Annotated in this window: 22 protein-coding genes, 1 tRNA gene and 1 other RNA gene; 12 read left to right on the top strand and 12 right to left on the bottom strand. The window is 66.3% G+C overall.

Annotation, left to right across the window (positions count from 1 at the left end; translation table 11 throughout):
* Positions 1-5 precede the first annotated feature (5 nt).
* Positions 6-530 (bottom strand): peptide-methionine (S)-S-oxide reductase MsrA, encoded by a 525-nt coding sequence (msrA, locus tag J2805_RS22265; RefSeq protein ID WP_307047693.1) that lies wholly within the window; start codon positions 528-530, stop codon positions 6-8.
* A 100-nt stretch (positions 531-630) separates the two neighbouring features.
* On the opposite strand from msrA, the gene J2805_RS22260 reads away from it, so the two are divergent.
* Together J2805_RS22260 and J2805_RS22255 are read left to right on the top strand one after the other, a co-directional pair.
* Positions 631-1,557, top strand: a complete 927-nt coding sequence (locus J2805_RS22260) for a Nif3-like dinuclear metal center hexameric protein (protein ID WP_309980199.1) — start codon at positions 631-633, stop codon at positions 1,555-1,557.
* A gap of 122 nt (positions 1,558-1,679) precedes the next feature.
* On the top strand, positions 1,680-2,417 hold the full coding sequence (locus J2805_RS22255) for a zinc ribbon domain-containing protein (RefSeq protein ID WP_309980197.1): 738 nt from the start codon (positions 1,680-1,682) through the stop codon (positions 2,415-2,417).
* Positions 2,418-2,478: 61 nt separating this feature from the next.
* Here the strand turns inward: J2805_RS22255 and J2805_RS22250 are convergent, their stop codons facing one another.
* Both J2805_RS22250 and J2805_RS22245 read right to left on the bottom strand, forming a co-directional pair.
* Positions 2,479-3,243, bottom strand: coding sequence for a YaaA family protein (locus J2805_RS22250; RefSeq protein WP_309980195.1), 765 nt, complete (start codon positions 3,241-3,243; stop codon positions 2,479-2,481).
* Positions 3,244-3,422: 179 nt separating this feature from the next.
* Positions 3,423-3,950: an alpha/beta hydrolase gene (locus tag J2805_RS22245; RefSeq protein ID WP_309980193.1), complete on the bottom strand. Its 528-nt coding sequence runs from the start codon at positions 3,948-3,950 to the stop codon at positions 3,423-3,425.
* Positions 3,951-4,068: 118 nt separating this feature from the next.
* Between J2805_RS22245 and rnpB the strand changes: the two genes are divergently transcribed.
* The 4 genes from rnpB to J2805_RS22225 all read left to right on the top strand — a co-directional run bounded on the left by rnpB (position 4,069) and on the right by J2805_RS22225 (position 7,427).
* Positions 4,069-4,461, top strand: an RNA gene (gene rnpB / locus J2805_RS22240) — RNase P RNA component class A.
* Between the two features lie 308 nt (positions 4,462-4,769).
* Positions 4,770-6,251, top strand: a complete 1,482-nt coding sequence (locus J2805_RS22235) for a glyceraldehyde-3-phosphate dehydrogenase (protein ID WP_309980192.1) — start codon at positions 4,770-4,772, stop codon at positions 6,249-6,251.
* 76 nt (positions 6,252-6,327) lie between these two features.
* Positions 6,328-6,537: a hypothetical protein gene (locus J2805_RS22230; RefSeq protein WP_309980190.1), complete on the top strand. Its 210-nt coding sequence runs from the start codon at positions 6,328-6,330 to the stop codon at positions 6,535-6,537.
* Between the two features lie 92 nt (positions 6,538-6,629).
* A complete protein-coding gene (locus tag J2805_RS22225; RefSeq protein ID WP_309980188.1) occupies positions 6,630-7,427 on the top strand; it encodes an HNH endonuclease family protein in 798 nt (265 codons plus the stop codon).
* Positions 7,428-7,523: 96 nt separating this feature from the next.
* Here J2805_RS22225 and def read toward each other — a convergent pair whose 3' ends face one another.
* The 3 genes from def to orn form a co-directional block, all read right to left on the bottom strand.
* Entirely contained in the window at positions 7,524-8,096 is a 573-nt protein-coding gene (def, locus tag J2805_RS22220) for a peptide deformylase (RefSeq protein WP_309980186.1), read from the bottom strand.
* A gap of 159 nt (positions 8,097-8,255) precedes the next feature.
* A tRNA-His gene (locus J2805_RS22215) sits at positions 8,256-8,328 on the bottom strand.
* A 144-nt stretch (positions 8,329-8,472) separates the two neighbouring features.
* On the bottom strand, positions 8,473-9,108 hold the full coding sequence (orn, locus tag J2805_RS22210) for an oligoribonuclease (protein WP_309980184.1): 636 nt from the start codon (positions 9,106-9,108) through the stop codon (positions 8,473-8,475).
* 157 nt (positions 9,109-9,265) lie between these two features.
* Between orn and mptB the strand changes: the two genes are divergently transcribed.
* Positions 9,266-10,822, top strand: a complete 1,557-nt coding sequence (mptB, locus tag J2805_RS22205) for a polyprenol phosphomannose-dependent alpha 1,6 mannosyltransferase MptB (RefSeq protein WP_309980182.1) — start codon at positions 9,266-9,268, stop codon at positions 10,820-10,822.
* A gap of 53 nt (positions 10,823-10,875) precedes the next feature.
* Here the strand turns inward: mptB and J2805_RS22200 are convergent, their stop codons facing one another.
* Positions 10,876-11,565: a DNA alkylation repair protein gene (locus tag J2805_RS22200; protein WP_309980180.1), complete on the bottom strand. Its 690-nt coding sequence runs from the start codon at positions 11,563-11,565 to the stop codon at positions 10,876-10,878.
* Between the two features lie 180 nt (positions 11,566-11,745).
* On the opposite strand from J2805_RS22200, the gene J2805_RS22195 reads away from it, so the two are divergent.
* The gene (locus J2805_RS22195; RefSeq protein WP_309980178.1) at positions 11,746-12,651 is read left to right on the top strand and encodes an aldose 1-epimerase family protein; all 906 of its coding nucleotides are present in this window, start codon (positions 11,746-11,748) and stop codon (positions 12,649-12,651) included.
* Here J2805_RS22195 and xylB read toward each other — a convergent pair.
* Both xylB and xylA read right to left on the bottom strand, forming a co-directional pair.
* Positions 12,641-14,068, bottom strand: coding sequence for a xylulokinase (gene xylB, locus J2805_RS22190; protein WP_309980176.1), 1,428 nt, complete (start codon positions 14,066-14,068; stop codon positions 12,641-12,643). The genes J2805_RS22195 and xylB overlap by 11 nt on opposite strands.
* Positions 14,069-14,153: 85 nt before the next feature.
* Positions 14,154-15,341 (bottom strand): xylose isomerase, encoded by a 1,188-nt coding sequence (xylA, locus tag J2805_RS22185; RefSeq protein WP_309980174.1) that lies wholly within the window; start codon positions 15,339-15,341, stop codon positions 14,154-14,156.
* A gap of 138 nt (positions 15,342-15,479) precedes the next feature.
* On the opposite strand from xylA, the gene J2805_RS22180 reads away from it, so the two are divergent.
* The gene (locus tag J2805_RS22180; protein WP_309980173.1) at positions 15,480-16,718 is read left to right on the top strand and encodes an ROK family transcriptional regulator; all 1,239 of its coding nucleotides are present in this window, start codon (positions 15,480-15,482) and stop codon (positions 16,716-16,718) included.
* Between the two features lie 41 nt (positions 16,719-16,759).
* Here J2805_RS22180 and J2805_RS22175 read toward each other — a convergent pair whose 3' ends face one another.
* The 3 genes from J2805_RS22175 to J2805_RS22165 are packed head-to-tail and all read right to left on the bottom strand — an operon-like array spanning position 16,760 to position 19,317.
* Positions 16,760-17,413, bottom strand: coding sequence for a GNAT family N-acetyltransferase (locus J2805_RS22175; protein ID WP_309980171.1), 654 nt, complete (start codon positions 17,411-17,413; stop codon positions 16,760-16,762).
* A gap of 45 nt (positions 17,414-17,458) precedes the next feature.
* Positions 17,459-18,205 carry an alpha/beta hydrolase gene (locus J2805_RS22170; RefSeq protein WP_309980228.1) on the bottom strand — a complete coding sequence of 249 codons (747 nt, stop codon included), beginning with the start codon at positions 18,203-18,205 and terminating at the stop codon, positions 17,459-17,461.
* Between the two features lie 14 nt (positions 18,206-18,219).
* Positions 18,220-19,317, bottom strand: a complete 1,098-nt coding sequence (locus J2805_RS22165) for a LacI family DNA-binding transcriptional regulator (protein WP_309980169.1) — start codon at positions 19,315-19,317, stop codon at positions 18,220-18,222.
* Positions 19,318-19,476: 159 nt separating this feature from the next.
* On the opposite strand from J2805_RS22165, the gene J2805_RS22160 reads away from it, so the two are divergent.
* The 3 genes from J2805_RS22160 to J2805_RS22150 are packed head-to-tail and all read left to right on the top strand — an operon-like array spanning position 19,477 to position 22,714.
* Positions 19,477-20,646, top strand: coding sequence for a Gfo/Idh/MocA family protein (locus J2805_RS22160; protein ID WP_309980167.1), 1,170 nt, complete (start codon positions 19,477-19,479; stop codon positions 20,644-20,646).
* On the top strand, positions 20,646-21,860 hold the full coding sequence (locus J2805_RS22155; protein WP_309980166.1) for a dihydrodipicolinate synthase family protein: 1,215 nt from the start codon (positions 20,646-20,648) through the stop codon (positions 21,858-21,860). Before J2805_RS22160 ends, J2805_RS22155 begins: the two co-directional genes overlap by 1 nt.
* Positions 21,857-22,714, top strand: a complete 858-nt coding sequence (locus J2805_RS22150) for a sugar phosphate isomerase/epimerase family protein (RefSeq protein WP_309980164.1) — start codon at positions 21,857-21,859, stop codon at positions 22,712-22,714. Before J2805_RS22155 ends, J2805_RS22150 begins: the two co-directional genes overlap by 4 nt.
* Positions 22,715-22,812 lie beyond the last annotated feature (98 nt).

The following is a 22,812-nucleotide window of genomic DNA, read 5'->3' as shown; positions in this document are numbered from 1 at the left end:
CGCTGCTAAGCATTAAGCCATGCAGAGTAATATTTCCGCGCCTTGGCCAGTTTCGGGTTGATGATCACCTGGCAATAGCCCTGTTCCGGATGCTTGGCGTAGTAGTCCTGGTGGAAATCCTCCGCCACGTGGAACACGGGCAGCCGGCTGACCTCGGTGACGATCGGGTGTGCCCACAGTTCCTGGTTCCGTTCGATGGCCTCTTCGAAGAGGATCTTTTCCTCGGTGGTCTCGTAGAACATGGACGAGCGGTACTGGGTGCCGACGTCGTATCCCTGCCGGTTGAGCGTTGTGGGATCGTGGAGGGCGAAGAACATGTCCAGGATGATCTCGGCGGGGATAACGTCCTCATCGAAGCTCACGGCCACCACTTCGGCATGGCCCGTGGTGCCTGAGCAGACCGAGTAATAGTCCGGATGGCGGTCATGGCCGCCGGTGTAGCCCGAAATGACCGATGTGACACCTTTGGTTTTTTGGTAGACGGCGTCAAGGCACCAGAAGCAGCCTCCGCCAAGCACAAAAGTTTTCATGTCCTCTTCAATGGTTGAAGCGCGCTGATGATTCCCCCCACCACCTTACGAGACTGTTACACGTGCGGGCGAAGCCCACGGATAGGGTAAAAATGAGGTTATGGAACCTGTGAACACCGACGTTGCAGACGACGCCCCTACCACTGCCGATAACGCCGGTGCGGAGTCCACTGAAGCGGCCGAATCCTCCGATGCCCCCACGCTCGGCCAGATCCTGCTGGCGGTCGAAGAGCTCTGGCCGGAGTCCCTCGCCGAGGAATGGGACGAGGTGGGCCTGGTGGCAGGCCATCCGTCAGCCGAGGTCAGCAGGATCATGTTCGCGGTTGATCCCACCCTCGACGTCATTGAGGAAGCCATCGAATGGGGTGCTGAACTTCTGATCACGCACCATCCGCTGCTGCTCAAGGGAGTCACATCAGTGGCGGCGACGACGGCGAAAGGCAAAGCGGTCCACCGCCTCATCGAATCCGGAACCGGACTGCTGACTGTCCACACCAACGGTGACTCCGCCGTCGGCGGCGTCTCTGATGTCCTGGCCGACGCCCTGGGCCTGCATGACGTTGTTCCCCTTACGCCCGCCCCCAACGGGCTGCCCGAAGAAGGAATCGGCCGGGTAGGGGACCTTGAGGACGTCATGACGCTGGGGGACTTCGCCGCCCGCGTCTACGGCATCCTGCCCTCCGTGGCGGGAGGCGTCCGGGTGTCCGGTGACAAGGACGGGCTGGTCCGGCGCGTTGCCGTCTGCGGCGGCGCCGGAGACTCCCTGTTTAACGAGGTGCGGGCAAGCAACGCCGATATCTTCGTGACGGCGGACCTTCGCCACCACCCGGCGTCCGAGGCCCGCGAGAATGCCGTGAACGACAGGCCGTACCTCATCGACGTTTCGCACTTCGCCAGCGAATGGCTGTGGCTGCCCGCTGCGGCCGACGCACTGGGAAATGTCCTCAGCGACCAGGGCCACGACGTCGACATCCGCGTCAGCACCACCAACAGTGATCCGTGGGACTTCATTCTGACTCCGGGCTAAGCCTGGCGTGCCCGGGGCCGCCGGGTGAGCGTATCGAGGCAGGGGAGCATGCTAGGCGCTAGAGTCTAAACTGCGCCGATCCGGTGCCCGGCTTCGGCCGGTAGGAACAAGCGGAGGTAATAGTGGCCAAGGCAGCACCGGCGGAACAGTTGAAATTGCTCGAATTGCAGGGACTCGACGCCAGGCTCAAGTCCCTGTCCAACCGCCGCCGGACCATCGAGAGCGATCCCCGGATCAGCGACCTTGAAGCTGCGCTCTCCGTGGCGAACGGCGAACTCGGGGCCGCGAAAATGGCCGTGCACGACGCCGAAGCCGAGCTCAAGCGCTCGGAAGCAGACGTTGAGCAGGTAGCCTCCCGGATCGAACGGGATGAGGCGCGGCTCAACAGCGGCACCGGCCTGTCCAAGGACCTCGTGGCCCTGCAGAGCGACATCGCCTCGCTCAACAAGCGCCGCTCCGCCCTCGAGGATGTTGAACTCGAAGTCATGGAGCGCCTCGAAGGGCTCCGCGAACGCCAGGCGGCCCAGCAGAAGATCGTGGACGACGTCCAGGGCTCCTTTGCCGTGATCCGGGCCGAGCTGGACACGGCCCTGGCCGAGATCGCCGCCGAGGCGGCAGAGGTGGCCGGCAAACGCTCGGAGTTCGCCGCTGGCCTCGATGCGGCCCTGCTTGCCGTCTATGAGAAGACTCTCGCCAAGCGCGGAGTCGGTGCGGCCAGGCTGTTCCACGGCAAGTCCGAAGGCTCCGGGATGCAGCTCAGCCCCGGCGACCTTGCAGAGATCAAGGCAGCAGCCGAGGACGACGTCGTATTTTGCCCGGACTCCGGGTGCATCCTGGTCCGTTCGGCGGAGTGGGCCTAAGCATCCCCAAGTAGCTGGCAGTTAGCGTCGTGAAAGCGCGAATGACGACGTTAATTGCGAGTTAGTTGGGCAGGATGATGTTCAGGGCGTGCGCTTTGCGCGCCGTGCCTTCGACCAGCTCGGCGTCCCATTTTTCCCGGGCCGCCTTGAGCAGCTGGGCGGGAGTGCGGGGAGCGGTGCCCCGGCGCGTCAGCAGGTGGCGGGCCAGTTCGCCGCGGGTGTGCTTGGCGAAGTGGCTGACCACCTTGCGGACGCCGTTGACCTCCGTGAAAACATTGACGGCTGCGGTCTGCGCCGGCGGGGGTGCCCAGGCGGCGGCGTAAGTGCTGGAGCGGCAGTCCACCAACAGCTCCCCTTCGGTTTCGGCCGCCAGAGCGTCCGAAATCTGCGGCTTCCAGAACGAGGCAAGGCGGCCGACGTCGGGCAGCGACGTCCCCATCGACAGCCGGTAGGCGGGCACCCGGTCGGCAAAGCGGATGGCGCCCCAGAGGGCGGAAATGACCAGTACCGACTCATCCGCCTTTCGGCGCTGTGCGGCCGTCAGGGACTGGTAGTCGAGTGCGTCGTACAGGACCCCGGAGTAGACCTGGTGCGCCGGCGCCGCCGGTTCCGTATGCAGCCGGGTGTTGCGTTCGACGTCGGCACTCAGCGAGGCGCCGACCCCCAGCAGCGCGAGGGCGTCGCGGTGCGCGCTGACATCTCCCAGCGCCTCCAGCACCTTCGCGCGGTACGTGTTCAAAGCGGGAAAGCTCAGGGCGGTCCAGTCGACGGCGTCACCGGTGGGAGCGGGGGTCTTGCCTTCGGACGGCGGCAGCAGAATCAGCACCGTACGATCTTACCGGCGCGCGCAAAACGCGGGGGCTGCGGTGATGCCGGCAGCGGCGTCAGGCCAGATTCCGGCCAAGGAACGAGAAGACATCCGGGAGGATGGAGCGCCAATAGCCGCTGTCATGGCCGCCGTCCTGGAATCCGCCCTCATGGTCCCCGGGCAGGCCGCTCACGTAGTCAGGCGAGGAGCAGTGCTCCGAATCCGCCCATTGACAGGCCGAAGACGGCGAGCCGGCCGGTATCGAGGCCCTGCTCGGCCAGTAAGGGGATGAATTCCTCCACCACCATGGCCTGTGTGTCCGTGCCGCTTGCGCGGCGGTGCCACCAGCTCTCGCCGCCATCCACAGCCGCGATCGCGAACGGCGTGGCGCCGCCGGATATGTGCTGTGACAGAACATCGGCCGCGCGGAGGTCCTCGAAGATCATGCGGTGGCCGGCACCTGTCCCGTGCAGGAAAACCGCCACGGGGGAGTTCCCGGAGGCGGCAGCGCCCGGCGCCCCTGAGGAGCCGGCCGATTCCGGGACGGCCAGGGACCAGCCGGTGGCGGTCTCCGGGCGGAACTGTAAGGTGAAGCTTCCGGTGCTCATGGACACGGCCCCGGCGGGGTCCGAGGTGGTCCCGGCGGCGCAGGCCGCCAAGGAAGCGGCCGCGGCGGCACCGCCGAGGCCCAGCAGCCGGCGGCGGGAAATTCCAGGGGATCCCATGGGCCGATCATAGGCGGATAGCGCGGGCAGGAGGAACGGAAAACGGATCGTCAGGACGGCAGGGCCCGATCCCCACCGGACGGAACGGACCGCTACTGCCCGTAGAATGAAATGCGGATGGGTTGACCAGGCGGCCGCGCGTCACGCAAGTGGCTCGAGGAACGTCCGGGCTCCGCAGAGCAGGGTGGTGGGTAACGCCCACTCGGGGTAACCCGCAGGCCAGTGCCACAGAGAACAGACCGCCTGCGTCGCGCCGGTTTTGAAAGCGGCACGAAGCAGGTAAGGGTGAAACGGTGGTGTAAGAGACCACCAGCTTCCCGGGTGACCGGGAAGGCTAGGTAAACCCCACCCGGAGCAAGGCCAGACAGGGCACGTTCGAGGGCTGCTCGCCCGAGTGTCCGGGTAGGCCGCTGGAGGGCGTCGGCAACGGCGTTCGTAGATGGATGGCCGCTATTCCCGCACCGGCAACGGGGCAGGAACACAGAACCCGGCGTATCGGTCAACCCATCCACCACCAACCTTCGGCGGGTTAGCCGGCAACGCGGCCCGTCGGCTCGCGAGCCGACGGGCCGGGTCGGCCTGTGTGAGTGACTTCACGCTTTTCGGGGCGGTGGAGGAGGCAGCGCGGCCCTAGAATGGATAGCGAACGTAGAAGTTCTGCCGCCGGGTCTGCGTTCGCAGCCGGCGGTTTTTTCTTTGCGCTTCTCGAAGGTGTCCGGGGTGGACCGAATCCCCGCCGATGCCTGTGCCCCGGAATACCTCCGGTGGCCGACATCCGCATACGAAGACGTATGTGGTTGACCCAAGGAAGGTAGTTCTGTGAGCCAGACGTCAGATTCTTGTCTTGATACGTGGATGGGCCGGGAGGCGCTCGCCGAGGCCATGATCCCGGTGATCGGCCGGCTGTACCGCGAGAACAACGTGGTGACCTCAATCCACGGCCGCAGCCTGATCAACAAGTCCACCATGAACATCCTGAAGGCGCACCGCTTTGCGCGTCGGATGAGCAAGGACGAGCTGCTCCTGGAAGAGACGGCCCCGCTGCTGGATGCCCTCGCCGGGCTGGAACTTGGCGCGGCGGCAATCGACATTGCCCGCCTGAACCAGAAGTACAAGACCGAGGCCAATGGCGCCAGCCTGGATGAATTCCTGCGCGCCGAACTTGCCGACATCGTGGGCAAGCGGGGCGGCGATGACCGCACCAGCACCGACGTCGTGCTGTACGGCTTTGGCCGCATCGGCCGCCTGCTGGCGCGCCTCCTGATCGAAAAGGCCGGTGGCGGTCACGGCCTCCGGCTTCGCGCCATCGTGGTCCGCCGCGGCTCGGACAACGACCTCGCCAAGCGGGCCAGCCTGCTTCGCCGCGACTCCGTCCACGGCTCGTTCGAGGGCACCATCAAGGTCGATACCGAGAACAACACCATCACGGCCAACGGCGTGCAGGTCCAGGTCATCTACTCGGACAACCCGTCCACGGTGGATTACACGGCCTACGGCATCAAGGATGCGCTCGTGGTGGACAACACCGGACGCTGGCGCGACGTCGACGGCCTGTCCCAGCACCTCCTGAGCAAGGGCGTTTCGCGTGTCCTGCTCACGGCACCGGGCAAGGGCGAACTGAAGAACATCGTGCACGGCATCAACCACGGCACCATCCTGGATTCGGACAAGATCGTCACGGCCGCGTCCTGCACCACCAACGCCATCACCCCGGTCCTGAAGGCCATCAACGACAAGTTCGGCGTGGTCCACGGCCACGTCGAGACGGTCCACTCCTTCACCAATGACCAGAACCTGATTGACAACTTCCACAAGGGTGACCGCCGCGGACGTTCTGCAGCGCTCAACATGGTGATCACCGAAACGGGTGCAGCCAAGGCCGTGGCCAAGGCCCTGCCCGAACTCCTGGGCAAGCTCACCGGCAGCTCCATCCGCGTTCCCACCCCGGATGTGTCCCTGGCCATCCTGAACCTGAGCCTGGAGCACGGCACCACCAAGGACGAGGTCAACGACTTCCTGCGCCAGATGTCGCTCCACTCGGACCTGCGCAAGCAGATCGACTACATCGATTCGCCCGAGGTCGTCTCCACCGACTTCGTCGGTTCACGCCGCGCCGGAATTGTTGATGGCCTCGCCACCATCTCCAATGACAAGAACCTGGTCCTCTACGTCTGGTACGACAACGAGTTCGGCTACAGCTGCCAGGTGGTCCGCGTGATGGAGGAAATGGCAGGGGTCAACCCGCCGTCATTCCCCGTCAAGGAGCCGGCCGCCGCGCTGGCAGCGATCGCAGCGGTCTAACCGACCGGCAGCTCGGGTCTGAGGTTTCCCGGCGGGTGCTCTGGCATCAGCCGGGAAACCGACACAGAATGGTGTCATGGAACAGGAATCGACTCTCGAACATGAAACCACGCTGGAACACGCCCTCGACGTAGCGCGTAAGAACCATAAGGAAGCCACCCGTCTGTTTGAGCAGGCGCGTGCGGCGCATGCTGCGGGAGAGATTCCGGAATCCAGGGTCAAACAGCTCGAGGACCTGCTGGACATCGCCACCGAAGACCTCAAGCGTGTGATCAAGGAGCAGTAACCGCTCCTCCACACTGTGGATATCGGCCTGGTTGTCGGTGCCAGCGCCTAGTCTTTTCGCGTGCATAAATACCGCCACCGGACGCAGCAGCCATGACCATCAGCTGGACGGCTTACCGCCGTGCCCGGCGCCGCTCCCGGCAGGCTTGGGCAATCCTGGTTGTGCTGGCCGTGGGGCTGGTTTCCGCAGTTTGCTGGTTTTTCACCGCCGGACAGTTCGCAGCAGCCGAGCCGCCGGTCACCGGTCCCAGCGACGTTCCCGTACTGGACCCGTCGTGGATGAAACCGGTTCTCCCGGTCCGGGCTGTGCCCGAAGGCAGTGCTGCAGCAGCGCTGGATACCCTTGAGGTCAAGGGCCGGGCGGCCAACGACAACTACGATCGCACGGCATTCGGCCAGGCCTGGATGGATGTGGACCGTAACGGCTGCGACACCCGCAACGACATCCTGCGGCGCGACTTGGGCGGCGTGCAGTTCACCGAAGGATCGCGCTGCCGCGTGGCGGCCGGCCAGTTCCACGAGCCGTACACCGGAGCGGTGGTGACGTTCACCAGGGGAGCCGAGAGCAGCAAGGCCGTCCAGATCGACCATGTGGTGGCGCTGGGGGATGCCTGGCAGAAGGGGGCCCGGCAGCTGACGCCGCAACAGCGCCAAAACCTCGCCAACGATCCCGTTAACCTCATTGCCGCCGACGGCCCGGCCAACCAGGAAAAGAGCGCTTCAGACGCGGCCAGCTGGTTGCCGAAGAACAAGGCCTTCAGGTGCCACTACGTAGCCCGCCAGATCTCCGTTAAAGCCGCCTACAAGCTGTGGGTCACTCCGGCGGAGAAGGATGCCATGAAGCGCGTGCTGGCATCATGTCCGCAGCAGCGAACGGTCGTTCCGCCCTAGGGCCCGGGAAAGCGGGCCGGGGGAGCGGGGGTGGCGCAGCGGGGGTGCCCGCGGCGCCCGGCAACCCACTGACCGTCCGACTGGCGGGTTCGCGGCTCAGTGCCCGAACGGATCGGGGTCGACGCCGGGCAGCCACGTCAGGCCGGGAACTCCCCAGCCGCTCCTTTTGGCCTGCTTCATGGCCTTCCGGGCGTAGCGGTCCATCAGCCGGTTCACATAGAGCTTGCCGTCCAGGTGGTCGAACTCATGCTGAATGATCCGGGCGAACCAGTCCGTGGCTTCAAAGTCCACCGGGTTCCCGTCACCGTCAAAGCCCTGCACCCGCGCCCACTCAGCACGCTTCAGGGGATACTGGCCGCCGGGAAACGACAGGCAGCCCTCCACTTCCTCATCCGGATCCGGAAGGGCCCCGGAAACCTTGGACAGGGTAAGCACCGGGTTCACCAGGACGCCGGCAGGGGGAACGCCGTCGTCATTGGCGAACTTGTACACAAAGATGCGTTTGCCCACGCCTACCTGGGGTGCGGCCAGCCCCACTCCGTTCGCGGCGTCGTTCGTCTCGAACATGTCGGCGATGAGCGAGCGGAGTTCGTCGTCGAAGACTTCAACTTCGGCGGCCCGGCGGTGCAGAACCGGCTCGCCCCAGATGGTGATCGGCAGAACGGTCATGTCAGGTTGTTCCTTTGGTGCAGTGCGGGATCAGATCCGGGAACAGTCCTGCCCGCAGTGACCGGCGGTGCCTTGGACATTCCAGGAAAACAACTAAAGGCCGCACCGGATAACCGGTGCGGCCTTTACGTAAGGGCGGAAAATCCTGCCCTTCATGAGGGTGAGCGACGGGGGTTGAACCCGCGACCTCCTGGACCACAACCAGGCGCTCTGCCAACTGAGCTACGCCCACCATGTGCCCTGCGAGACCGTCCGGCTATCCGGCTGTCTTGGAAGGCAACGTCATATAGCTTACCTGCTCCGCGGAGGTGTTTTTGCCACTTTTGCCGCTTTTGCGAAAAATTCCCTCAAACGTGGCGCAGATTACTTTTCCGCCCTACTTTTCCGACGACTCCGCGAGGGTCCCGGCAGAGGCCATGACGGACTTCGAAATGCGCTGGGCGGTGGCGCTGTCCGGACCCGGCGCCGGGACAAAAATTGCCTCGCGGTAATACCGCAGCTCATCGATGGAATCCTTGATGTCCCCGAGCGCGCGGTGGCCGCCGTGCTTGGCCGGAGCCTGGAAGTAGGCGCGGGCGAACCAGCGCCGTGAAAGTTCCTTGATGGTGCTGACGTCAATGACGCGGTAGTGCAGGTGCTCCACCACGGCGGGCATGTCCCGGGCGAGGAACACGCGGTCCGTGCCCACGGAGTTGCCGCCCAGCGGGGCCTTGCGGGGGTCCGGAACCCATTTCGCGATGTATTCCATGATCACGGCCTCTGCTTCGGCCATGGTCTTCCCGTGAGGAAGCTCTTCGAGCAGGCCCGAGCGGGTATGCATGTCCCGGACGAAGTCGTTCATCTGGGCCAGCGCGGCTTCATCCGGGCGGATGACGACGTCGACGCCCTCGCCAAGAATGTTCAGTTCGGAGTCCGTCACCAAGGCGGCAACCTCAATGAGGGCGTCGTTCTTGGGGTCCAGGCCGGTCATCTCGCAGTCGATCCAGACAATGCGTTCGTTAGTTATAGGCACCCGCCCAGCCTACCGTTTCGCGGCTGTTGAGCTGTCCGATGCTAGGATTTCGGGTACGTGGCGATGCCCTTTTTTCACCGCCGCGGCCCCGCTTCCGTCGGCCCGGCCGGCTGCCACCGGGTGAAATATGCCCCACAACAGATTGGACGATCCTGAGATGACGGCGCCTGTACCTGCGGCGGGAAATGTGGCTGCCGGTACGTTACCGCGGCCGGTCGCGGCTGAAGTGGACAACGCCCTCTCGCCCCTCCTGTCGGGGTTCGCAGGTTCCATGTTCATGGCAATCGGCTCGCTGGGGGTCGGCTGGCTCGCCCCCGTCTCCGAACTTCGGCGCCTGTCGCTGTTCATCTGGATGCGCACCGAAGCCCTCGGCGTTGCACTTTCCATCGTGTTGCTGGCCGTGGGCGGCATGCTCCTGGTCCGTGCCTGGCTTCGCCTCGGCCAGCGTGTCCGGGTCTGGGGAGCAGGTGCCCGCAGGGCCACCCTGCAGGCGGTGGTGTTGTGGGGGCTGCCCATGATGTTCTCCGTGCCTCTCTTCAGCCGGGACGTCTACGCCTACATCGGGCAGGGCCGCCTTATGGTCGAAGGCTTCAACCCCTACGAAAACGGCATCTCCGCCCTGTCCAACTATTTCCAGCTCGGCGCCGACAAGATGTGGACGGAAGCGCCGGTACCGTACGGCCAGCTGTTCCTGTGGATTGAACAACTCGTGGTGTGGACCACCAACGTGCACCCGGAAGCCAGCGTCATGCTCTTCCGGCTGGCGGCGCTCGTTGGGGTGGTGCTGTGCATTGTCTATGTCCCCAAACTGGCCGAGCTGCACGGCGTGAATCCGCACCGCGCACTGTGGCTGACCGCAGCCAATCCGCTCTTCCTCACCAACTTCATCGCCAGCGTCCACAACGACGCCCTGATGATCGGGCTGGCGCTGGCCGGCCTCTACTACTGCGCTACGCGGCGCGTGGTGTTCGGGCTGGTGCTGGTGACGCTTTCGATCTCCGTCAAACCGATCACCATCGTGTTCCTGCCGTTCATCGGGCTTCTCTGGGCCGGTAAGAACGCAGGCTGGCCGCGGAAATTCGTGTTCTGGGGACTCACTGCAGGCATCAGCCTGGCAATCCTGTACGGCATGAGCCTGGTGAACGGCTTCGGCTTCGGCTGGGTGAACGGGCTGTCCGCACCCGGCAGCATCTGGATCTGGTACGCACCGGTTGGCCTGCTCGGCCTCGTGGTGGCGTCCATTTCCAATGCCTTCGGGTTGGACGGCTGGGGGCTGGCCAAATGGGTTTACGACGCCGGCAAGCTGCTCGCCGTTGGAATCGTCGCCTGGCAGATCTTCCGCGGCGACCATGACCGGCTGATGCGCCGGCTCACCCTGGCGTTCGCGGCAGTGGTGCTGCTCGCGCCGATGATCCAGTCCTGGTACGTGGTGTGGCTTATCCCGCTGTTTGCCGTCACCGGTATCCGGGACGACTGGCAGGTGAAGGCGCTCTACTTCATCGTGTCCTTCTTTATGGTCTACGCCATCTCAGACCAGCTGGAGGTTTTCCCGTACCTGCAGACCGAGGACCTGGGCCTTCCCCTGGCCCTTGCCCGCAACGCCGCGGCTATCATCGCCCTGATGTTCGCGCTGTACCTGATCTTCCTGGATCCCAAAACGAAGCAGCTGTTCAGCAAGCCGGACGAGCCGGTGACCACGCGCCCGGTCATCTGACCAAGTCCGGGCATCTGACGGATCCGGGCGATTGCGGCTTTTAGTCCCGCAAATCAGTCCCCGGCAGGCAGGTTCCTGAGCGCCTCGCGGCGTGACAACGGGCTGAGGGCGTCCCCGTGCGCCGCAGTGAACTGCCTGACCCACGCCGGATCGGTTTTTGCGTATTCGCGCAAGGCCCAGCCGATCGCCTTGCGGATGAAGAACTCCCGGTCCGCCAGGTTGGCCTCGATAACAGCGGCCAGAAGTCCGGTGTCGGTGTTGGCTTTTGCGCCCAGCTGGGCCGTGATGGACGACCTCCTGATCCAGAAATCCGGGTCCTTGCTCCACTGCAGCAGGACTGGCGTCAGCACGCTCCGGTGCGCCTGCAGCAGCCGGCCCAACCGGTCCTCCACCCCATCTACCAGGTCCCACCACGCTCCGGTGCGGATGATTTCCTCATAGACAGGCAACATCGCCAGGTCCGTCCTCACAAGACGCGAGGCCGTCAGGTCTATCGCGGCGTACCGTTCCTCCCGGTAGGTCGCCGTCCGGAACAGCTCCAGCACGGCGCACCTCAGCTCATCGGCAGAGGTGAACGGCGCGGCTGCGGCCTCGGCTTTGACGATCCTTCGCACCTCGGGCACACGCACGCCCAGCTGCGGCATGGCCGATTTCAGGTAGGCCTGCGCGCCGGCGGCACGCGCCGGGTCGGCAGAGTCGGCGAGCCTGGCCCGGATGGCGGCCAGCAGGTCACGGTGTCCCATGGAGCAACCATAGCCACAAGAGGTCCACGGGTCCCCGTGCAAGGCCCCGGAGTGCACGTCCATACTCAGGAGCCGCCCGCGGGGTTGCCGGCCTCCGGCCGCGATGCGACTGGGAATTTACGGCCAATGGAAATAGGATAGTTAGCGCTAACAACCTCTCTAGCCAGTAACGGACCCCACATGACCGCCACCGAGCACCAGATCAGTTTCGGCCCCTACACTGCCATCGCAACTGCCAGGGGAGGAGCCCTTCGCGAACTTCGCCACGAAGGCCGGGATCTGGTGATCAGCTTCGGGGCCGACGGCGGAATCCCGGACTACCGCGGTGTGATCTGCGCACCGTGGCCGAACCGGCTGGCCGACGGCCGCTACAGCTTCGACGGCGGGGATTTCCAGGCCGTGGTCAACGAGGAGGAACGGGGGACCGCCCTGCACGGACTGGTGTTCGGTGCCGTGTGGGAGCTTCGGGAGCGGACCGCGTCGTCCGTCCGACTTGGCGCCCGCGTCGAGCCTGGCGACGGGTATCCGGGGCGCCTTGACGTTTCCGTTGAATACGAGCTGCGGACCGACGGGCTGCACTGCACCGTACGCGCCGAGAACATAGGCTCGGAAGTGGCGCCCTACGGCGTCTGCCCCCATCCGTACCTTGTGGCCGGGCCGGCCCCGCTCGACGAGTGGACCGTGCAGATCCCGGCAAGCGAATTCATGGAGGTCTCCGCCGACCGGCTGCTGCCCCAGGGCATGGCCGGGGTCGAGGGCCATGCCTTTGACTTCAGGGCAGAAAAGGTCCTGGGCACCGTGGAAATCGACCACGCCTTTACGGGACTGATGCCCGGTGCTGACGGTCTTGCCGCGGTTCGGGCCTACGACCCGTCCGGCTCCGGCGTTGAGTTGGAGTGGGATTCGTCGTGGCCGTGGCTGCAGATCCATACCGCGGACAAGCCCGTGGGGCCGTCCCGGCTGGGCCTCGCGGTGGAGCCCATGACGTGCCCGCCGGATGCCTTCAACAGCGGTACCGGGGTGATCCGGCTGGCACCGGGGGAGTCCCACAAGGCCAGCTGGACCATCCGGGCGCTCAGTCGGTGAGGTAGGCCCGCGCATACCGCCGGTACTGGGCGAGGACGTCCGGGGACCCGCCGCCGGGCGGAGTCACTTCGATCCGGGCCGAATCCCACTCCGGCCACCGTCCCGTGAGGACGGCCGCTGCCTGGCGGGCGGCGCCGTCGGCCACGTATTCCCCCGGCTCAGGCACCACCACGGGGAGCGCGAAAATGGAGGCGGCAATCTGCTGCACGGCCGCGGACTGCGCCCCGCCTCCCACCAGGACAATCCGCCCGGTCCTGACACCCTGAGCCTGCAAGGCAGCCAGGCCGTCCGCGAGGGAGCAGAGCACGCCCTCAATGGCGGCCCGGGCCAGGTTGGAACGGGTGTAGCTGGCAAGGGTAGCCCCGTGGAGGGAGCCCGTGGCGTGCGGCAGGTTCGGCGTGCGCTCGCCCTCGAAATAGGGCACGAGCGTGAGGCCGCCCGATCCGGCCGAGGCGTCGAGGGCCAATTCGGTGAGCCCGGCGAGGGTCACGCCAAGGAGCGCAGCGGTGGAGTCGAAGATCCGGGTGGCGTTCAGCGTACAGGCCAGCGGGAGGAAGTTGCCCGTGGCATCTGCAAATCCGGCGACGAGTCCCGTTGCGTCAGCGGCCGGGGTCTCCGAGACGGCGAAAACCGTCCCTGACGTACCCAGCGACACCACAACGTCGCCAGGGCGCGCGTCGACACCGAGTGCGGCAGCAGCGTTGTCGCCGGCTCCCGGGCCGATGAGCGCACCGGCCGGCGTCTTGCCAGCGGCTTCCAGGGGACCGGCGACGGCGGGAAGTACCGGCACGTGGCCCAGTACCTTCGCCAGGATCTCCGGAAGGTAGGTCCCTGAAGTCGTGGAGAAATAGCCTGTGCCCGACGCATCGGACCTGTCCGTCCGAAGCAGCTGCAGCGACGAGGGGCCTGTTCCCGCGCCATGACCGGCCAGCCGCCAGCTCAGCCAGTCGTGCGGGAGGCAGACGGCCGCGACTCGGCGCGCTTTGTCCGGTTCCTCCCGCGCCAGCCAGCGAAGTTTGGTGATGGTCAGCGATGCCACAGGGACCGTTCCGGTTGACTCCGCCCAGAAGGCGGCGCCGGCCTCGGTGTCGCCGTCACCCGCGTCTGCGATGAGACGGTCCGCGTCGCCGGCGGAGCGTGTGTCGTTCCACAGCAGCGCCGGGCGGACCACCGCGCCGGAGGAATCCAGGCACACCATGCCGTGCTGCTGGCCGCCAACGGATACGGCGGCGACGTCGTCGAGCCCGCCGGCCTGGGCGATGGCCTCCTGGAGTGCGGTCCACCAGTGGTCTGGGTGGATCTCGCTGCCGTCGGGGTGGGCCGCGCGCCCCTGGCGGACCAGCATGCCTGTGCCTGCGTCGCGGATCACCACCTTGCATGACTGCGTGGAGCTGTCGATTCCTGCGACCAGCGGCATGGCGGTTACTTTCTGCAAGGTTGCCGCCGGACCCGGGAGTCCGGATCCGGCGGCAGCGGATATGTGTTGGGTGGGTAAAGCGAGCCTAGCGGGCGCCGAGCAGGTGCTCGATGGCCAGTTGGTTGAGGCGGACAAAGGCGAACGAGCGCTGTGCTGCCGCATCGGCGTCGAAGTCCGCGAAGGCGGACGCGTCAGCCAGCAGATCCGCTGCGGTCTCTCCAGCGGCGAGCGTGGGCTCGCCGAGTTCGAACACGCCGGAGGTCTTCAGGGCCTCCTGGACATCCGGGTCGGCGCGGAAGGCGAGGGCGCGTTCCTTGAGGAGCAGGTACATGGCCATGTTGGACTTCGCGGAATCCCAGACACCGTCGTAGCCGTCGGTGCGCGAAGGCTTGTAGTCAAAGTGCCGCGGGCCGTCATACTTGGGGCCGCCGTTCGGGAATCCGTTTTCGAGGAGGTCAACCGTGAAGAATGCGCTGGTCAGGTCGCCGTGGCCGAAGACGAGGTCCTGGTCGTACTTGATGCCGCGCTGGCCGTTGAGGTCGATGTGGAAGAGCTTGCCCGCCCACAGCGCCTGGGCGATGCCGTGGGTGAAGTTGAGCCCGGCCATCTGCTCGTGGCCGGTTTCCGGGTTGAGCCCCACGATGTCGCCGTGTTCGAGTTGGGCGATGAAGGCCAGTCCATGTCCCACAGTGGGCAGGAAGATGTCGCCGCGGGGTTCGTTGGGCTTGGGTTCGAGTGCGATGCGCAGGCCGTAGCCCTTGTCCTTGATGTACGCCGCGGCCGTGTCCACGCCCTCCTTCATGCGGTCCAGGGCAGCCGAGAGGTCCTTGGAGCCGTCATATTCGCTGCCCTCGCGTCCGCCCCACATGACGAACGTTTCGGCGCCCAGTTCGGCTGCGAGGTCGATGTTCTGCAGGACCTTGCTGAGTGCGAACCGGCGGACGGAGCGGTCGTTGGAGGTGAAGCCGCCGTCTTTGAAGACCGGGTGGCTGAAAAGGTTCGTGGTGACCATCGGCGTCTTCAGGCCGGTCTCGGCGAGGGCTGCCTTGAAGTTCTTCAGGATCAGGTCGCGCTCGGAGGACGTGGCATCGAAGGGGACCAGGTCGTTGTCGTGGAAAGTGATGCCGTAGGCGCCAAGCTCGCTGAGCTTATGGACAGCCTCGACTGGGTCCAGGGCCGGGCGCGTTGCGACGCCGAAAGGATCCGCGCCGGTCCAGCCGACGGTCCAAAGGCCAAAGGTGAAGCGGTCTGCAGGGGTGGGCTGAAGAGTCATGAAGCGTCCTTGGTTCAGAGGTTGAAAGTAGGAAATCAGAGCGACCGGCCACCGCTGCGACGGCCGGCTAAGCATTTAGTTTTCAATCTGAACTATATGCGCCATGATTGACTTAGGTCAATGATGAAGGCAGCGGAAATGTCTCTGGAAAAAAATGCCGACGGCGGCGCGGGCCGTCCCGCGCCCGGCCGGGTGGAGGACGTCCGCCGCGGAAACCTGGTGCGGGTCCTGGCATCCCTGGCGGAGGCGCGCACTGATCCGGACGTGCGTCCCACGCGTGCCGATTTGGCCGCCCGGACCGGCCTGACCAAGGCCTCGGTGTCCAGCCTCGTGGCGGATCTCGTGGACGCCGGGCTGGTGGCGGAATCCGGAACCACCCGCGACGGCGAACGCGGCCGCCCGGGAGTGGGCCTGGAGCTCAACAGCCGCCGCGGCGTCGTGGGCATGGAAATCAATGTTGACTATATTTCCGCCGGGCTCCTGGACCTCGGCGGGACACTGCGGATCCACAGGACACTGGAAAGCGGCAACCGCGGCCAGCCGCCCGAAGCCGTTATGGCGCTGCTGGCCGGGCTGGTCAGCGAGGTTGCTGCCGAGGCGTCCGCGGCCGGCACGGTGATTCTTGGCGGCGGGCTGGCAGTGCCCGGGCTTGTGGATTCGGCGTCGGGGACTGTTGCCAGCGCCCCCAACCTGCACTGGCGCGGGGTTGCCCTGCAGCTTGACCGGCTTCTTCCCGACGCACCGTTCGGCACGGTGCTGCACAACGAAGCCAACTGCGCGGCATTGGGCGAGCTTTGGTACGGGCACGGCCTGGATTTCCACGACTACCTCTTTGTCTCCGGTGAGGTGGGTGTCGGTGGTGGCCTGGTGATCGGGTCCGAACTGTTCGCCGGACCTTTGGGACAGGCCGGCGAGGTGGGCCACATGGTGGTGGAACCGTCCGGCCCCGAGTGCTCGTGCGGCGGCCATGGCTGCCTTGAAACGTACGCAGGGCAGGAGGCCATCTTCTCCGAAGCCGGCATCCCGCCGGGATCGCCATCCGTGCGGCTCGCGATGCTCGGCGAACAGCTCGCCTCCGGGGAAGCGGCCGCTGTTTCAGCCGTCGCCCGGGCCGGCCGTTACCTGGGCATTGCGGCAGCGTCCACGGCGCGCCTGATGAACCTGTCCGCCGTCGTGCTCGGGGGCCACTTCACCCAGATGGGGCCCTGGATCGCCCCCGCTGTGGTGCGGAGCCTGGCCGACTACGCGCCCGGCGTTGTCAGTCCCTCAAGGGTGGCGGTCTCGGAGCTCGGCCAGTCCGCGGCCATGCAGGGCGCGGCCGGAAGCTCCCTGCGCTCTGTCCTGGCCGCCCCGTTCCGCCTGACACCGTCCGGTTAGATTTTTGGGGTCCGTACTGCCGGGCATTCAGGACTGTCCGTTCAGGACCGGGCCACGAGCCGGACCACCGCCCGGCCGGGCACCGCATCACTGACCACCTCGAAGCCGGCGGCCAGGAACAGCTTCAGCGTTCCCTGGTAGAGGTCGGCGGGGCCCGCCTTCGGCCGCAGCTCAGGATTCACCGGGTAGCCTTCCACGATGCCGGCGCCGTGAGCTAGCGCGTGGCCGACGGCGGCGTGCAGCAGCGCTGCAGCCACACCGCTGCGGCGGTGCCCCGCTGCGACGACGAAGCAGCTCACCGACCAGACGGGCACCTCAGGTCCGTCGCCGGGACGGCTGGACGCGGCCGGACCTGCCGCTTTCAGGACCTGCGAGCGCAGGATCCTGGGGTAGCAGTCACGGGGTTCGACGGCGCACCAGCCCACCGGCTGTCCGTCCCTGAAGGCGAGGACCCCCGGCGCCGGGGCACCGGCGTCGAACTTTTCCCGCAGTTGGTTTTTGCGGTCCTTGGGAGCGGAATCATTCCATTCCTGCCCGGTCAGGGCGAAGAACCTGCACCAGCAGCGCGACGGTTCGCCGCGCACCCCGAAGAGCCGTTCGACCTCGGGCCATTCGGCCGGCGCAGTGGTCACCGGCGCTGCGGTCACGGGCGCTGCGGTCGCGGGGGCAGGACTGTCAGGTCGCTTGGCGGTCATGGCAACAGGCTAGACCGGTTGCCTCCTGCGACGGAACGGCTGCTCTCACGAGCCGGCGACAGCAGCACGCCAGCCGTGCCCCGCAAGCCACTCGGCGCACAGCTCCGTCCACCGCTCCACTCCGGGAACCCCGGCCGCAAGCCCCAGCCCGTGCCGGCCGCGCGGAAACACATGCAGTTCGGCGGGCACGGCAGCGTGGCGCAGAGCGAGGGCGTACCGCAGGCTGTGTTCAACATCAACGGACGCGTCGTCAAAAGTGTGCCAGATGAAGGCCGGGGGAGTGTGGCCGGTGACCGTCAGCTCGGCAGACAGTCCCGTCAGTACCTCCTTGGATGGCGAGGCACCGAGCAGGTTATCGATGCTTCCCTGGTGCACCGCAGTTTCGAAGGACAGCACCGGATAGCACAGGATGGACAGGTCGGGCCGCGAGCCCGGTACATCGAGCGACGCCTCGCCAGAGGCCACTCCTGCCGCGAGCGTGGCCGCAAGGTGACCGCCGGCGGAAAACCCGAGGACACCCACCCTCGAGTCGTCGACTGGGAGTCCGTGCCGGCCGCTCCGGATCCAGGTGAGCGCTGCCTTTGCATCCTGCAGGGGCGCAGGGTGGCGGTGCGGAGCCACCCTGTAACGCAGCACGAAGGCATGGATGCCCAGCGAGGCCAGCCATTCAGCCACCGGTTCGGCTTCGTGGTCGGCGTGCCGTTCGTAGCCGCCGCCGGGAAGGACCAGCATGGCAGGGGACTCCCCACGCGCTTCCCCTTTGGCCGCGGTGATACTGAGGCCGGGCGGCATCGTGCGGTTGCCGGTCAGGGTGCCCACTCGGTGCTCCGCCTGAGGGTCACCTGTCCCGTAACGGTGCGACCGCCGTCGTCGTGGCCGTCCCCTCGATCGGCGGTTTCGGTACCCACGGTGCTCAGTGTGGCAAGGCGGCCGATTTCCTCGAGCGGAAGGCGGACCGTCGAGAGTCCCGGGCGGAAGTCCCGCAGGGTCTCGATGTCGTCGAACCCGGCGATCAGGGCGTCGCGGGGGATTCTGAATCCCTCGGAACGAAGCGCCGCCGCGGCGCCGATGGCCATGACATCGTTGGCTGCGAAGATGCACAGGCCTGGCCGTTTGCCCTCTTGCGACGCTCCGGACGCACGGGCCTCCCGGATCCGCCGGGCCAGCTCGAGTCCCGCCTGGTAGCCGCCGGCGCGGTTGAAGGATGCCCGGAGCACTTCCGCGGCCGGACGGCCGGCCGCGGCAAGGCCTGACTGGAAACCGCGGATCCGGTCATCGGAGGTGATCAGTCCCTCCGGGCCGCCGATGATCACGAATTCACCCGAATGGCCGGCCGCGAGGTTCCCGGCGAGTTCCGCAGCCAGCTCCTCGTTCGGAACTTCCACCAGATGGTATCCGTCCAGCGCTCCGGCACCGACGATTGCCTGCCCCACGACGCCTACGTGGCCGCCGTTGCGGCAGTAGCGGTCCAGTTCGGCGGCAAGTTCAGCATTGCCCTTGTCGTCCTCCGGCCGGCGGGACCGGGAGCCGGCAATGACAATGGCATCCGCCCGCCGGGCAGCGAAAGCGGCCACGGCTTCCTTCTCATCCGCCGGAGTTCCGCCCGTGGTGGCCAGCAGTACCATCTTGTGCTGCTCGCGGGCCACCTCCTGCACGCCGCGGGCTATGGCGGAGAAATAGGGATCCGCAATGTCGTGCACAATCAGGCCCACGAGTCCCGAACTGGATTTTGCCAGCGCCTGGGCCTGGGCATTGGGAATGTAGCCGAGGGCTTCAGCTGCCTGCCGCACCCGCTCGGACACGCCCGGGCCCGGCTTGCGGGCGGACCCGTTGAGGACCCGTGAGGCAGTTGCCGGCGAAACCCCGGCCAGTCGTGCCACCTCGGTGAGGGTACTTGCAGCCACCGATATCTCCTGTTCAGCCAACATGCGCGTACTGGCCATTATGGCAGTCTGACCGAGTTTCGGGAAAGCGCTTGCCATCCGGGACAGGAAGATGCATCATGATTGCAGTGGGAATGCGCTTTCCCGATCACAAACCAAGCTACGAACTGTGGAGGACACATGGGTTTCGAAACAAGGACGATCCGTATCGCCATGAACGGCATCACCGGCCGGATGGGCTACCGCCAGCACCTGCTGCGCTCCATCCTCCCCATCCGCGACGCCGGCGGCTTCACCCTTGAGGACGGCACCAAGGTACAGGTCGAACCCATCCTGGTCGGACGCAACGAAGCCAAGATCCGTGAACTCGCCGAACTCCACAAGGTGGCGGAATGGACCACGGACCTCGACTCCGTGATCAACGACCCCACCGTGGACATCATCTTCGATGCCTCCATGACCAGCCTCCGCGCCGCCACCCTGAAGAAGGCCATGCTGGCCGGCAAGCACATCTTCACCGAGAAGCCCACGGCCGAAACCCTCGAGGAAGCCATCGAACTGGCCCGCATCGGGAAGGAAGCCGGCGTCACCGCCGGCGTTGTGCACGACAAGCTGTACCTCCCCGGCCTGGTCAAGCTGCGCCGCCTGGTTGACGAAGGCTTCTTCGGCCGCATCCTGTCCATCCGCGGCGAATTCGGCTACTGGGTATTCGAGGGCGACGTGCAGGCGGCGCAGCGCCCGTCCTGGAACTACCGCAAGGAAGACGGCGGCGGAATGACCACGGACATGTTCTGCCACTGGAACTATGTCCTCGAAGGCATCATCGGCAAGGTCAGGAGCGTCAACGCCAAGACCGCCACCCACATCCCGGCACGTTGGGACGAAGCGGGCAAGGAATACACGGCCACCGCCGACGACGCCTCCTACGGCATCTTCGAACTGGAAACGCCGGCGGGCGAGCCGGTCATCGGCCAGATCAACTCCTCCTGGGCCGTCCGCGTCTACCGCGACGAGCTGGTTGAATTCCAGATCGACGGCACACACGGATCCGCCGTTGCCGGCCTGAACAAGTGCGTTGCCCAGCAGCGCGCCCACACGCCCAAGCCGGTCTGGAACCCGGACCTGCCCGTCACGGAATCCTTCCGCAGCCAGTGGCAGGAAGTCCCCGCGAACGCCGAGCTGGACAACGGCTTCAAGCTGCAGTGGGAAGAGTTCCTGCGCGACGTTGTTGCCGGCCGCGAACACCGCTTCGGCCTGCTCTCCGCCGCCCGCGGCGTGCAGCTCGCCGAGCTCGGCCTGCAGTCCAACGACGAACGCCGCACCATCGACATCCCGGAGATCACACTCTAATGACATCGCTGATCCTCCCCACAGACGACGGCGGGACCCGCGAATACCGGCTTCAGTCCGCCCCCGCCTGGTCCCGGCCCGCCGCCCCCATCACCTCGCGTCACGCCTACGCCGCCGCCCACGTGATTCCTGAGGTCACCGCCGACAACACCCCCGGCGCCCCTGCCCGGCTCGACTGGGACGCCACCATGGCGTACCGGCACGAGCTCTGGTCCTACGGCCTTGGTGTGGCCGACGCTATGGACACCGCCCAGCGCGGCATGGGCCTGGACTGGGCTGCCACCCAGCAGCTGATCAAGCGCACCGGAGTGGAGGCCGCTTCGGTGGTCTCCTCCCGTAGTGCCGCCACGGCAGGAAAATCCGTCCGCGACCTGGTGTCCTGCGGCGCCGGCACCGACCAGCTGGATCCGGCCACGCTGCCGGCAGGCGCCGCCGGCATCCAGGCTGTCCTCGACGCCTACCGCGAGCAGGTCGCCGTCGTGTCCGAGGCCGGTCCCAAGGTCATCCTGATGGCCTCACGGGCCCTGGCGAAGGTTGCCAGCGGGCCGGATGACTACCTGCACGTCTACTCGACGCTGCTGCAGGAAGCGGACCAGCCCGTCATTCTGCACTGGCTCGGAACCATGTTCGATCCCGCGCTGGCCGGCTACTGGGGCTCCGACGACGTTTCCACGGCCACTGACACGTTCCTCTCCCTGATCCGCGAGCACGCGGACAAGGTGGACGGGGTCAAGGTTTCACTCCTCGACGCTTCGCATGAAGTCGCGCTCCGGGCGGCGCTGCCCGACGGCGTCCGCCTCTACACCGGTGACGACTTCAACTACCCGGAACTGATCGACGGCGACGGCGCACACCACTCGGATGCCCTGCTGGGCATCTTCGCGGCCATCTACCCGGCAGCATCGGCGGCGCTGCAAAGCTACGATGCCGGCGACGCCGTCAAGGCCCGCGCCGTCCTGGACTCCACCCGCGAACTGGGCAAACACATTTTCAGCGCCCCCACGTTCTACTACAAAACCGGCATCGCGTTCATGTCCTGGCTCAACGGCAAGCAGCCGGGCTTCCAGATGGTGGGCGGACTCCACTCGGGCCGCTCCGTGGTGCACCTGGCGAAGACCTTTGAACTGGCCGACCAGGCCGGACTGCTGAAAGACCCTGCGCTGGCCGCGTTCCGGATGTCGGACTACCTCCGCATCAACGGAGTAGGAGTATGACATTGAATTCCGGACCGTCCCCTTTTTCACGACTTTCCCTCAACAGCGCCACAACCAAGAAATGGACCCTGGCCGAGGCTGTCGACGGCTGCGCCCGTGCCGGTATCCCCGCGATTGGCCCGTGGCGTGACCGCGTGCACGAAGCCGGCGTGGACAAGGCAGCCAAGCTCATCAGGGATGCCGGCCTGCGGGTATCCTCACTGTGCCGCGGCGGTTTCCTCACGGCGCCCGACGCCGAGGGACAGGCCGCGGCGCTCGCCGACAACCGCGCAGCCATCCTGGAAGCCGTGGCTCTGGATACGCGGGAACTGTTCCTGGTGGTCGGCGGACTCGCGCCGGGGGAGAAGGACGTGGTGGCTGCCCGCCGGCGCGTCGCCGACCGCCTCGCCGACCTGGTTCCGTTCGCCGTCGAGAACGGCGTCCGGCTGGTGCTGGAGCCGCTGCACCCGATGTACGCCGCCGACCGCGCCCTGATCTCGACCCTCGGCCAGGCATTGGACCTGGCGGCACCGTACGACGCGAAGGCGGTGGGCGTCGCCGTCGACACCTTCCACGTGTGGTGGGACCCGGAGCTGCAGGCGCAGATCCAACGGGCCGGCCGGGAGAACCGACTCGCCTCCTATCAGGTGTGCGACTTCAACCTGCCCATCGCGGCCGACGCACTGCTGTCCCGGGGCATGATGGGCGACGGCGTCATCGACTTCGCGACCATCGGCACCTGGGTCCGTGATGCCGGCTACACCGGCGACATCGAAGTGGAAATTTTCAATCAGGAAATTTGGGACGCCGACGGCGACAGTGTCCTGGCGACCATGAAGGAGCGTTACGCGGACCTCGTCCTGCCGTACGCCTGACGTCTCGAGCCCACTTGCGGCGGCCCGCGCCGAGCATCGGTGCCGGGCCGTCGCACGTTCCCTTAACAGCGCCGCCCGTGGGGCGTATTGTCGGGCGA

The organism is Arthrobacter oryzae, from assembly GCF_031454875.1.
GTDB lineage: Bacteria > Actinomycetota > Actinomycetes > Actinomycetales > Micrococcaceae > Arthrobacter > Arthrobacter oryzae_D.
This window is presented reverse-complemented; position numbering and strand designations above follow the sequence as displayed.

Coding starts and splice junctions, on each gene's coding strand:
- msrA (WP_307047693.1), bottom strand. CDS start 530: ATGAAAACTTTTGTGCTTGGCGGAGGCTGCTTCTGGTGCCTTGACGCC.
- J2805_RS22260 (WP_309980199.1), top strand. CDS start 631: ATGGAACCTGTGAACACCGACGTTGCAGACGACGCCCCTACCACTGCC.
- J2805_RS22245 (WP_309980193.1), bottom strand. CDS start 3,950: ATGGGATCCCCTGGAATTTCCCGCCGCCGGCTGCTGGGCCTCGGCGGT.
- J2805_RS22230 (WP_309980190.1), top strand. CDS start 6,328: ATGGAACAGGAATCGACTCTCGAACATGAAACCACGCTGGAACACGCC.
- J2805_RS22225 (WP_309980188.1), top strand. CDS start 6,630: ATGACCATCAGCTGGACGGCTTACCGCCGTGCCCGGCGCCGCTCCCGG.
- def (WP_309980186.1), bottom strand. CDS start 8,096: ATGACCGTTCTGCCGATCACCATCTGGGGCGAGCCGGTTCTGCACCGC.
- mptB (WP_309980182.1), top strand. CDS start 9,266: ATGACGGCGCCTGTACCTGCGGCGGGAAATGTGGCTGCCGGTACGTTA.
- J2805_RS22200 (WP_309980180.1), bottom strand. CDS start 11,565: ATGGGACACCGTGACCTGCTGGCCGCCATCCGGGCCAGGCTCGCCGAC.
- J2805_RS22195 (WP_309980178.1), top strand. CDS start 11,746: ATGACCGCCACCGAGCACCAGATCAGTTTCGGCCCCTACACTGCCATC.
- xylB (WP_309980176.1), bottom strand. CDS start 14,068: ATGCCGCTGGTCGCAGGAATCGACAGCTCCACGCAGTCATGCAAGGTG.
- xylA (WP_309980174.1), bottom strand. CDS start 15,341: ATGACTCTTCAGCCCACCCCTGCAGACCGCTTCACCTTTGGCCTTTGG.
- J2805_RS22180 (WP_309980173.1), top strand. CDS start 15,480: ATGTCTCTGGAAAAAAATGCCGACGGCGGCGCGGGCCGTCCCGCGCCC.
- J2805_RS22175 (WP_309980171.1), bottom strand. CDS start 17,413: ATGACCGCCAAGCGACCTGACAGTCCTGCCCCCGCGACCGCAGCGCCC.
- J2805_RS22170 (WP_309980228.1), bottom strand. CDS start 18,205: ATGCCGCCCGGCCTCAGTATCACCGCGGCCAAAGGGGAAGCGCGTGGG.
- J2805_RS22160 (WP_309980167.1), top strand. CDS start 19,477: ATGGGTTTCGAAACAAGGACGATCCGTATCGCCATGAACGGCATCACC.
- J2805_RS22155 (WP_309980166.1), top strand. CDS start 20,646: ATGACATCGCTGATCCTCCCCACAGACGACGGCGGGACCCGCGAATAC.
- J2805_RS22150 (WP_309980164.1), top strand. CDS start 21,857: ATGACATTGAATTCCGGACCGTCCCCTTTTTCACGACTTTCCCTCAAC.